Source organism: Mesorhizobium sp. M5C.F.Ca.ET.164.01.1.1 (assembly GCF_004792125.1).
GTDB lineage: Bacteria > Pseudomonadota > Alphaproteobacteria > Rhizobiales > Rhizobiaceae > Mesorhizobium > Mesorhizobium wenxiniae.
Map to the genome: position 1 here is coordinate 1 of NZ_SRTG01000394.1, position 292 is coordinate 292.

1 pseudogene is annotated in these 292 nt (G+C 66.4%); it reads left to right on the top strand.

From position 1 onward, the window contains the following. A pseudogene (locus tag EN807_RS33960) lies at nucleotides 1-292 on the top strand (MerR family transcriptional regulator); the annotation flags it as partial.

The window sequence follows — 292 nt, forward strand, 5'->3', positions numbered from 1 at the left end:
GTCGCTGACGACGCTGCAGGCGCTGTCGCGGGCGCTGGGCGTTCCCGTCACCGCCTTCTTCCGCCGCTTCGAGGAAGAGCACAGCGCCGTCTTCGTCAAGGCCGGCGAAGGCGTCGATGTCGAGCGGCGCGGCACGCGCGCCGGCCATCAGTACAATCTGCTCGGCCACATCGGCGCCAACACCAGCGGCGTCGTCGTCGAGCCCTATCTCATCACGCTGACCGAGAATTCGGACGTGTTCCCGACCTTCCAGCATGCGGGCATGGAGTTCCTGTACATGCTCGAAGGCGAG